This is a genomic window from Segeticoccus sp. (genome assembly GCF_035708005.1).
The window spans coordinates 1-10135 of the sequence record NZ_DASSTI010000007.1; the positions used below are offsets into that span (position 1 = coordinate 1).

General features: G+C 74.0%; 5 protein-coding genes. 4 read left to right on the forward strand and 1 reads right to left on the reverse strand.

Annotation, left to right across the window (positions count from 1 at the left end):
- The first annotated feature begins 23 nt into the window (after positions 1 to 23).
- Positions 24 to 158: a CGNR zinc finger domain-containing protein gene (locus VFL99_RS00610; RefSeq protein WP_325104381.1), complete on the forward strand. Its 135-nt coding sequence runs from the start codon at positions 24 to 26 to the stop codon at positions 156 to 158.
- 358 nt (positions 159 to 516) lie between these two features.
- Here VFL99_RS00610 and lat read toward each other — a convergent pair whose 3' ends face one another.
- Positions 517 to 1845: an L-lysine 6-transaminase gene (gene lat / locus VFL99_RS00615; protein WP_325104377.1), complete on the reverse strand. Its 1329-nt coding sequence runs from the start codon at positions 1843 to 1845 to the stop codon at positions 517 to 519.
- 151 nt (positions 1846 to 1996) lie between these two features.
- On the opposite strand from lat, the gene recC reads away from it, so the two are divergent.
- The 3 genes from recC to VFL99_RS00630 all read left to right on the forward strand — a co-directional run.
- Positions 1997 to 5581 carry an exodeoxyribonuclease V subunit gamma gene (gene recC / locus VFL99_RS00620; RefSeq protein ID WP_325104378.1) on the forward strand — a complete coding sequence of 1195 codons (3585 nt, stop codon included), beginning with the start codon at positions 1997 to 1999 and terminating at the stop codon, positions 5579 to 5581.
- On the forward strand, positions 5578 to 9078 hold the full coding sequence (locus VFL99_RS00625; protein ID WP_325104379.1) for a UvrD-helicase domain-containing protein: 3501 nt from the start codon (positions 5578 to 5580) through the stop codon (positions 9076 to 9078). The genes recC and VFL99_RS00625 overlap by 4 nt, the downstream gene beginning before the upstream one ends.
- Positions 9075 to 10135 (forward strand): AAA family ATPase (locus tag VFL99_RS00630; protein ID WP_325104380.1); only part of this gene is annotated, 1061 nt, incomplete at its 3' end. The genes VFL99_RS00625 and VFL99_RS00630, both read left to right, overlap by 4 nt.

Consider the following 10135-nt stretch of genomic DNA (forward strand, 5'->3'; position numbering starts at 1 on the left):
TCGGCGGTGACCTCGGCAGCCGGCTGGGTGTCTGCTCCGCGCCCGCGTGCGACCGGGTCTACGTCGACCTGTCGAAGAACTCGCACCGACGCTTCTGCTCCACCCGGTGCCAGAACCGGGTGAAGACCGCGGCCTACCGCAAACGAGGTGCCAGGTAGCGGCGTCGCCGGGCATACTGCCGGTCCCATGAACCCGTTGCTGTTGCCCGTCGTTGCGGCTGGGAGTGATCGGTGAGTCCACCGCTGCCGGCTGCGGGTCGACAGCCACGAGGTCGGGTTCGCGGCCTGTCTCGCGGGCGCGTTGGCGGCGCGCGGCAACTGCCCGGTTCGGGGGCCCCGCCGACAGCCCACGACCACGAAGGTGAGTCGAGCCCGCGGCGCGTCAAGGGCGCATCGGCAACCACTCGGCATACCGAGAGTTGCTGGTGGTTGGCGATTCCCGAGTCGCCAACCACCAGCAACAGTCCGCGGGCGGGAGGTAACCCCAGCCCGCGGGCGTGAGGTCAGGTAGGCGGTGTCAGCCCTGCTCGACCGCGCTGAGCACCCGGTCGAGGGCGGAGGTGGCCTCGGTCAGCTCCGCCTCGGTCACCGACAGGATCGGCCGGAACCGCACCGACCGCTCGCCGCACGGCAGCAGCAGGACGTGCTCGTCGGTGAACAGCCGCGCCAGCACCGTCGAGCGCGTGGCGGCGTCGGGCAGGTCGATCGCGCAGAGCAGCCCGCGCCCGCGCGCGTTCGAGACGGTCTCCGGGTGGCGCTTCGCCAGGTCCTGCAGCTGCTCCAGCAGCACGCGGCCCATCGCGGCGGCGTTCTCGACGGCGCCGGTCTCCTCGATGATCTCCAGCAGCTTCTGCGAGCGAACCATGTCGGCGAGCCCGCCGCCCCAGGTGGAGTTGATCCGGCTCGGCACGTGGAAGACGTTGTCGGGCACGTCGTCCACGCGACGGCCGGCCATGATGCCGCCGAGCTGCGCCTTCTTGGCGAACGCGATGACGTCCGGCTCCAGCCCGAGCTGCTGGTAGGCCCACGTCGTGCCGGTGAGCCCCATCCCGGTCTGCACCTCGTCCAGGATGAACAGGGCGTCGAACTCGTGGCACAGGTCCTGCATCGCGCGCAGGAACTCCGGGCGCATGTGGTTGTCGCCGCCCTCGGACTGGATCGGCTCGGCGAGGAAGCAGGCGATGTCGTGCGGGTTCGCCTCGAACGCCTCCCGAGCCTGCTGCAGCGCGTGCTGCTCGGCGGCCTCGACCTCCGCGAGGTGCTCCTCCAGCGGGAAGGTCACGGCCGGGACGTCGATCCGCGGCCAGGCGAACTTCGGGTAGCGCGCGACCTTGTTCGGGTCGGTGTTGGTCAGCGACATCGTGTAGCCGCTGCGGCCGTGGAAGGCCTTGGTCAGGTGCAGCACCTTCGTGCCGAGCTCCGGGGAGCGACCAGCGGCTTCGTTGCGGCGGCTCTTCCAGTCGAACGCCACCTTCAGCGCGTTCTCGACGGCCAGGGCGCCGCCCTCGACGAAGAACAGGTGCGGCAGCGCCGGGTCGCCCGCCACGCGCGCGAAGGTCTCGACGAACTCCGCGAAGTAGGTGGTGTAGGCGTCGGAGTTCGCCGGCTTGTTGCGCGCCGCGACGAGCAGCCGCTTCGAGAACTCCTCGTCCTCGACCAGCTGCGGCGGGTTGAGGCCGAGCGGGCACGAGGCGAAGAACGTATAGAAGTCGAGGTATGCCGTGCCGGTCACCTCATCCACCAGTCGCGACCCCCGGCTGCGCTCGAGGTCCACGACGAGGTCGAACCCGTCCACCTGCAGGTGCTCCGCCAACGACTGGTGCACCTTCTCTGCTGCGATCGTCACCGCACATCCTCCTTTCACATGGGTACATCTCCATCATAGTTGCTGCGCTGTCCGCCTGACAGATGCAAAATTTCCGGCCTCGCCGGCGTCGGTCGTCCACCCCGGCCGGCCCTCGCCGACGCTGTCCGCCCCACGTGGTTGGGTGGGACCCGTGACGCTGTTCGTCCACCGGGCCACGTCCACGGACGTGCTGGCCGACGGCCTGGCCGAGCTCCTCGCGGCGCCGCTCGCGGACCCCTTCGCCGAGGAGGTCGTCGCGGTGCCCGCCAAGGGAGTGGAGCGCTGGCTCGCCCAGCGGCTCTCCCACCGGTTGGGGGCCGGGTCCCGGGGCGAGGATGGGGTCTGCGCCGGGGTCCGCTTCCTGAACCCGCACTCCTTGGTCGCCCTCGTGCTCGGCGTCGACCGCGACGACCCGTGGCACCCCGACCGCCTCGCCTGGCCGGTGCTGCGCGCCATCGACGAGTCCCTCGGGCAACGGTGGGCGGCGACGCTCGCCCAGCACCTCGGGCACGGCGAGCGTGGGGAGGAGGGCGACCTCAAGCGCGGCCGCCGCTACTCGGTCGCCCGCCGCCTCGCCGGCCTGTTCTCCTCGTATGCCGTGCAGCGGCCGGCCATGGTCGCGGACTGGCGCGGGGGAGGCTCGGGCGACGGCCTCGGCGGCACGGTCGACGACGACCTGGCGTGGCAGCCGGAACTCTGGCGCCGGGTGCTGGACCTCGTCGACGACGTGCCTCCCGACCTGCGCCAGGCGCGGGTGGTCGACCGGCTGGAGCAGGGCGGCCCGGAGGCGGACGACCTCGACCTGCCGGGACGGCTGTCCCTGTTCGGCCACACCCGGGTGGCCGGCAGCGAGGTCGCGGTCCTGCGCGCCCTCGGGACGCGGCGCGATGTGCACCTGTGGCTGCCGCAGGCCTCGCCCGCCGCGTGGGACGAGATCGCCGACGCCGTCGCCGCCGGTCCCGTGCCGCGGCGCGCCGACAGCTCCTCCACGCTCGTGCACCACCCGCTGCTCGCCTCCCTGGGCCGCGACGGGCGCGAGCTGCAGCGGACGCTCGCGGTCGCGGGCGCGGACGACCGCCCGATCGTTGACGTCGATCAATGTGCGGTTTCGGCCGCTCCAGCGACCAGAACAGCACAACGATCGATGCCGGAGGGGTCGACGCGGGCGCCGGGCGCCCTGCTGGGCTGGCTGCAGGACGACCTGCGGACCGACCACCCGCCCACCCCTGCCGAACGGGCGCGGCGGGTCGCCGATGCGGCCGACCGGAGCATCCAGGTGCACGCCTGCCACGGGCAGAGCCGTCAGGTCGAGGTGCTGCGCGAGGTGCTCACCGGCCTGCTGCAGGACGACCCCACGCTCGAGCCACGCGACATCCTCGTCATGTGCCCCGACATCGATGCCTACGCGCCGCTGGTGCACGCCGGCTTCGGACTCGGCGAGGTGGTCAACCGCGCAGGCGACCGGACAGTCGAAAACGGGGCTGGCAACACGGTGCAGAGTCACCCGGCCCACCGCCTGCGGGTGCGACTCGCGGACCGGGCGCCACGGCATACCAACCCGTTGCTGGGACTGGCCGACCGGCTGGTGGTCCTCGCGGGCGGGCGCCTCACCGCCAGTGAGGTGCTCGACCTCGTCCGGTCCGAACCCGTGCGGCACCGGTTCCGCCTGGACGACGACGACCTCGACCGGGTCGGTGACTGGGTCGACCAGGTGGTGATCCGATGGGGGCTGGACGAGGAGCACCGGGGCGACTTCCAGCTGCAGGCGTTCGCCCAGAACACCTGGCGCAGCGGCCTCGACCGGGTCCTCGTGGGCGCGGTGCTCGACGGCCAGGACCACGACCACCTCGGCACGACGCTCGGTCTGGACGACGTCGACAGCGGTGACCTCGACCTGGCCGGCCGCCTGGTCGAGGTGGTGGACCGGCTGGGCGCCACGCTGCACCGACTGCGCGAGTGCCGCGCCGCGAGGGAGTGGACCGAGGCGCTGCGCGAGGGCGTGCTCGGGCTCGCCGACGTGGGTCCGCGCGAGACATGGCAGCTCGCGCAGCTGGAGCGGGAGCTGGCCCGGCTCGAGGCGGCGGCGACTGCCGAGGGCGGCAACGGACGCGCGACCGCGCTGGGCCTGGCCGACGTGCACGCCCTCTTCGGCGAACGACTGGCCGGCCGGGCGACCCGGGCCAACTTCCGCACCGGCACCCTCACCGTCTGCACCATCGTGCCGATGCGCTCGGTGCCGCACCGCGTGGTCTGCCTGGTCGGCCTCGACGACGGCGTCTTCCCGCGCTCCACCACGCCCGACGGCGACGACGTGCTCGCCCGCACGCCGGTGACCGGCGAGCGGGACGCCCGCAGCGAGGACCGGCAGCTGCTGCTCGACGCGATCATGTCGACCCGCGAGACGGTCGTCATCACCTACACCGGCGCCGACGAGCACACCGGCGCCGAGCGGCCGCCCGCGGTGCCGCTCGGCGAGCTCATCGACGCCGTGCGCGCCACCGCGACCGGGCCGGCCGTCGACCACCTCATCCGGCGGCACCCCCTGCAGCCCTACGACGAGCGCAACCTCGGCGCCCCGCCGGCCGACGAGCCCCCGCTGCTGCCCGACGGCACGCCGTTCAGCTTCGACCCCGCGGCGCTCGCCGGCGCCCGCGCCGCCCTCGCCGAACGCACCGAGCCCTTCACGCTCACCGGCACTCCGCTCGAACCGGCCCACGAGGGCGACGTCGACCTCGACGAGCTGATCCGGTTCCTGCTCAACCCGGCCCACGCCTACCTGCGCCAGCGCCTCGGCCTGCTCCTGCCCGAGGTGCCCGAGGAGCGGGCCGAGGGCATCCCGATCGAGCTCGACGGTCTCGAGAAGTGGGCGATCGGCGACCGGGTCCTCCGCGGCGTGCTCGCCGGCCGCTCCCTGGCCTCCTGCTGCGACGCCGAACAGTGGCGGGGCGAGCTGCCCCCGGGCATGCTCGGGCGGCGCACCCTCGAGGAGGTGGTCGGCAAGGTCAAACGGATCACCGGGCTGGGCTGGCAGGTGATGGGCTGCGGCGGGCCGGAGCAGCCGGCCGAGACCCGCACCGTCGACGTGGACGTCGACCTGCCGGACGGGCGCCGGCTCACCGGCACCGCCACCGGTCTCGTCGGCGACCGGGCCGTCACGGTCACCTACTCCACGCTGCGCGCCAAGCAGCGGCTCCAGTCCTGGGTGCTCGCCCTCGCCCTGGCCGCCGGCGGCCACCAGGGCACCAGCAGCCACGTGGTCGGTCAGCTCCGGCAGGGCCGCCTGCCCGGCGTCGGCGCATATCGCCACGGCCCCCTCCCGCCGGAGGACGCGCGCCGGCTGCTCGGCGAGCTCGTCGCCCTCCGCGACCGCGGGCTGTGCGAGCCGCTGCCGATGCCGGTGGCCACGGCCTGTGCCTTCGCCGAGTCCTTTGTCCACGAAGGCGACACCGGCGCCGCCCTGCGCGCCGCCGACCTCGCCTGGGCCACCCGCACCGGCGCATGGTCGGTGCCTGGTGACCAGGACGACACCGCCTGCCAGCGGGTCTACGGCGGCACGGTGCCGCTGCACACCATCCTCGGCGAACCCGCCACGGACGAGCGGTGGTTCGACGGCGTCTCCTCCCGCTTGGGGCAGCTCGCCCTGCGCGTCTGGCAGCCGGTGCTCACCCTGGAACGTGCCGACGGCTCCCGCGTGGAGGAACGCACCTGGGTGCGCACACCGAGGGAGGCCGTATGACGGGCACTCCCGGGGCTGCCGCCGTCGCCTCGGTCGGTGCGCCCGCCGCGGGCGCAGCGGCCCGGCACTTCGACATCGCCGACCCGCTGCCGCAGGGGACCGTGCTGCTCGAGGCGAGCGCCGGCACCGGCAAGACGTGGACCATCGCGGCGCTGGTCACCCGCTACGTCGCCGAGGGGGTCGTCGAGCTGCCCGAGATGCTCGTGGTGACCTTCGGGCGGGCCGCCAGCCAGGAGCTGCGGGCCCGGGTGCGCGAGCAGCTGGTCTGCGCCGAGCGCGCCCTCGCCGATCCCTCCGCGGTGACGGAGCGTGACGAGCTCGTCGAGCTGCTCCTCGACGCCGACGACGGGGAGCGGGCGCGCCGGCTGCAGCGCGTGCGCGCCGCGCTCACCAGCTTCGACTCCGCGACGATCGCGACGACCCACCAGTTCTGCCACCAGGTGCTGCGCAGCCTCGGCGTGGCCGGCAACACCGACGCCGGTGCCCAGCTCGTGGAGGACCTGGACGACCTGCTCGTCGAGGTGGTCGACGACCTCTACCTGCGCGGTTTCGTCGGTGACCGGGAGGAGCCGTTCTTCAGCCGCAGCCAGGCCCTCGCAATCGCGCGCCGCGCGATCGAGGACAGCCACGCGGCGCTGCGGCCCGACGGCGCCGAGCCCGGCAGCGAGCCGGACCGCCGGGTGAAGTTCGCCCACGTCGTCCGCCGCGAGCTGGACCTGCGCAAACGGCGGCTGCAGGTCATGCACTACAACGACCTGCTGTCCCAGCTCGCCGAGGCGCTCGAGGCGGAGGACTCGCCGGCCCGCGCCCGCATGCGGCAACGCTGGCGCGTGGTGCTCGTCGACGAGTTCCAGGACACCGACCCGGTGCAGTGGCAGGTGCTCGACCGCGCCTTCACCGGGCACGCACTCGCGATGGTGCTCATCGGCGACCCGAAGCAGGCGATCTATGCCTTCCGCGGCGGTGACGTCGTCACCTACCTCGGTGCGGCCGCGACGGCGGCCGAACGGCGCACCCTGCCGCGCAACTACCGCACCGATGCCGGTCTGGTGGACGCCCTCGGTGTCCTGCTCGGCGGGGCGGCGCTGGGCGATGAGCAGATCCTCGTGCACCCGGTGGAGGCCCACCAGCAGGGAGTTCGGCTGCAGGGCGCACCGCACCCCGAGCCGTTCCGGCTGCGACAGGTGCTCGGGCGTGAGCACCTCGGTGGCGACACCAAGATGCCGGCCGTCCGCCCCCACGTCGCCCGCGACCTGGCCCTCGACGTGGCCCAGCTGCTCGCCTCGGGCGCGACCTTCGAGGAGCAGCCCGGCAGCGCCCGGCCGTTGCGGGCGAAGGACGTCGCGTTCCTCGCCCACACCTCCCGGACCCTGCTCGAGGTGCAGCAGGCGCTGCGGGAGGTGGGCATCCACGCCGTGAGCGCCGGCGGCTCCAACGTGCTGCAGAGCCGCGCCGCGCACGAGTGGCTGGCGCTGCTGGAGGCGATGGCGGCGCCCCACCGCTCGATGCTCACCCGCGCCGCGGCGCTGACCGACCTCATCGGCCTCGGCCCGGAGGACCTCGACAGTGCGCGCGACGGCCGGGACGCGCTCGACGACGAGCTCGCCGCTCGCATGCGCCGACTCGCCGATGTCTATGCGCGCCAAGGGATCGCCGCGGTGCTCGAGGACCTGACCGCTCGTGGGCTCCCGGCGAGGGTGCTCGGCCGGCTCGGCGGGGAGCGCGACCTGACCGACCTGCGCCACGTGGGGCAACTGCTGCACGAGGCGAGCGGCCACACCGCCAACCGGGTGGGCCTGCTCACCCTCCTCGACTGGCTCACGGCGCAGATGGCCGACGACGCGCCACAGAGCTCGGGGGCCCGGACCCGCCGGCTCGACAGCGACGCCGCCGCCGTCCAGCTGGTGACCATCCACGGCAGCAAGGGACTGCAGTACCCAGTCGTCTACCTGCCCTCGCTGTTCGACCGGTGGGTGGCCAAGACCCCGGACATCCCGCTCTACCACGAGCTGCCCGAGCGCACCCGCTGCCTCGACCTCGGCGGCGACCGCGGGCCGGGCTGGCAGGACGCCGTCGCCGGCCACAAGAAGGAGGACGCGGGGGAGTCGCTGCGGCTCCTCTACGTCGCGCTGACCCGCGCCCAGTCGCAGGTCGTCGCCTGGTGGGCGCCCTCCAGCAACACCGCACCGGCACCGTTGCACCGTCTGCTGTTCGGTCGGGAGCCGCAGGCGGCCGCCGTGCCCGACACGCAGAGCGTGCCGCGCAAGGACGGGGACGCGACCGCGGTGCTGGAGCTGTGGTCCCAGCTCGGCGCCTTCGCGCTCGAGCGGGCCGACCATGCCCCCGAGGTGGCGCCGGTCGACCCGGGCGCGCCACCGAAGCTCGACGTGCGCCGGTTCACCCGGTCCGTCGACACGGCCTGGAGGCGCACGTCATACACAGCCTTGAGCACGCCGCGCGACGCGGACGGGCACGAGCTGACCGGTGGAGTGGGCAGCGAGCCGGAGTCCACGCCGCGCGAGGACGAGCCCGAGGTGGGCGTGCCCGAACCGTTCGCGGCCGCCGGTGTCGGGGGGATCGGCGAGGACAGCCCGCTGCTGCCGGGCCTGGCGCTGCCGGGCGCGGACCTGCCGTCCCCGATGGGCGAGCTGCCGGTGGGGGCCACGTTCGGGTCGCTGGTGCACGCGGTGCTGGAACACACCGACCCGGGGGTCCCCGACCTGCGTGCCGAGCTGCTGGAGCGGATCGGCGAACAGCTGATCTGGTGGCCGGTCGAGCAGCTCGACGCCGAAGAGCTGGCCAACGCCCTGGTCGCGGTCCACGACAGCCCGCTCGGTCCCCTCGCGCCCGGGGTGACCCTGCGTGACATCGGCCGGCGAGACCGGTTGTGCGAGCTGGACTTCGAGCTGCCACTCGGCGGCGGAGACCGCGCACGTGCCGCGCAGCCGGGGGGCCGGGCGGTTCTCGGCGACCTGGTCCCGTTGCTGCGCAAGCACCTGCGGGCCGGCGACCCGGTCCGGGGGTGGGCGGACGTGCTGGAGGCGCAGCCGGCGCTGGCCCAGCAGGAGCTCGCCGGCTACCTGACGGGGTCGGTCGACGTCGTGCTGCGCACGGGCGGGCGCTACCTGGTCGTCGATTACAAGACGAACTGGCTGGGGTCGGCCGAGGAGCCGCTCACCGCCGCGGCCTACCGTCCCGAAGCCCTGGTGGAGGCGATGGGCCACTCCTCCTATCCGTTGCAGGCACTGCTGTATGCCGTGGTCGCGCACCGGTTCCTGCGCTGGCGGCTGCCGGGCTACGACCCGCCGGCCCACTTCGGGGGGGTCCTCTACCTCTACCTGCGCGGCATGTGCGGCCCGGACACCCCAGTGGTCGACGGCGACCCGTGCGGGGTCTTCTCCTGGCATCCGTCGGTGCGGCTCGTCACCGCTGTATCCGACCTGCTCGACGGCCGCCGCGGTGAGCGCCCGGCCGGAGGGGGGCAGGTGCGGCGATGACGGTCGAGACCTTCGAGTGGGTCGGCCCCTACGACCGGCGCCTCGCGCTGGGCTCCGCGGGCCTGCTGCACGACCTCAACCGCGCTGGCGTCCTCACCGCCGCGGACGTGCACGTGGCGCGCAGCCTGGCACGGGTCGCCCACGAGCAGGACGAGGCGGCGGTCCTTGCCGCGGCCCTCGCCACGCGGGCCGTGCGGCTCGGCTCGGTCGCCGTGGACCTCGCCGAGGTTCCCGACGCGCTGGGGGAGGTGACGGTTCCGGACGAGGGTGACGGATCCGGTGACGTCGTGGTCGCGTGGCCGGACCCCACGACCTGGACCGAACGGGTCGCCGCCAGCCACCTGACCACCCAAGGCGCGCTCGTGGTCGAGCACGGGCTGGTCTACCTGCAGCGCTACCACCACCAGGAGGTGCAGGTCGTCCGCGACCTGCAGGCCCGCGCCGACCAGTCCGCGCCGGTCGTGGACCAGGACGTGCTCGAGGCCGGTTTGGTGCACGTCTTCCCCGGTGACGGGTATGCCGAGCAGCGCGCGGCCGCGGCGGTCGCCGTCCGCTCGTGGACGACCGTGCTGACCGGCGGGCCGGGCACCGGCAAGACCACCACCGTCGCCGGGGTGCTCGCCCTGCTGGCCGGGCAGGCTGCGGCCGTCGGCGCGCCGCCGCTGCGCGTGGGGCTCGCCGCCCCCACCGGCAAGGCGGCCGCGCGGATCCAGGAAGCGGTGCGGCAGGCGTTCGAGGAGATCGAGCAGCGGGCGGTCGACGACGGGACCCGCGGGCTCATCGCCCAGCTCGGGGACGTGCCGGCGGTCACGCTGCACCGTCTGCTCGGGCGCCGCCCCGACAGCAGCACCCGCTTCCGCCACGACCGGACCCATCGCCTGCCGCACGACGTGGTGCTCGTCGACGAGGCCTCGATGGTGTCGCTGACCCACATGGCCCGGCTGCTCGAGGCGCTGCGGCCCACCACGCGGCTGATCCTCGTGGGCGATCCCGACCAGCTGGTGTCCGTGGACGCCGGCGCGGTGCTCGCCGACCTGGTCGCCGGCGCCGAGGCGCT

Coding starts and splice junctions, on each gene's coding strand:
- VFL99_RS00625 (WP_325104379.1), top strand. CDS start 5,578: ATGACGGGCACTCCCGGGGCTGCCGCCGTCGCCTCGGTCGGTGCGCCC.